Source organism: Wolbachia endosymbiont of Tuta absoluta (assembly GCF_059414725.1).
On sequence record NZ_JBNRJY010000062.1, the window covers coordinates 1 to 466 of the forward strand.

A 466-nucleotide genomic window follows, 5' to 3' on the forward strand; every position below is an offset into this window, starting at 1 on the left:
GTCTTTTTGGATGTATGTTGATAGGACTTATTGTTTTCAAGATATGCTTACATTTACTCCAATTTTGTGAGGAATTAGCGGCCCATCTAGCGATCGATCAAACAAATACCACTGCTTTTTTTTTACTTTCCGCTTACTTGTAAAGACTGGTGTTCGCTGTTAGGTATTCATTTAATATAGGTATATTTATATGATTTGGTAATTAAAAAATTTTTGCGTGTCCTTTGTCAAAACGGTTTCCTTTCCATTGACAAAAGGATCGATCAGAGGAGCAGCCGTCAACGACTACTCTGATGGACCGTTCACTAAGGAAGTCTGAAATCCAAGTATAAAAATCAGCTGGGATGCCATAAGCAGGAAGCTTGCTGAGCAGACTTGCATGCCAGACCCTGTCAAAGGCCTTCGAGATATCGAGTGAAACGGCAAGTGCTTCGCCGTTTTTCTCGATGGCTTCGCCCCAGCAGTG

The 466-nt window shown here is 41.2% G+C and carries 1 protein-coding gene; it reads right to left on the reverse strand.

Annotated features, from left to right (window positions below; all coding sequences use genetic code 11):
- Positions 1-202: 202 nt before the first annotated feature.
- Positions 203-466: reverse transcriptase domain-containing protein (locus ACJ5GX_RS00540; RefSeq protein WP_495292581.1), on the reverse strand; the 264-nt coding region annotated here is incomplete at its 5' end.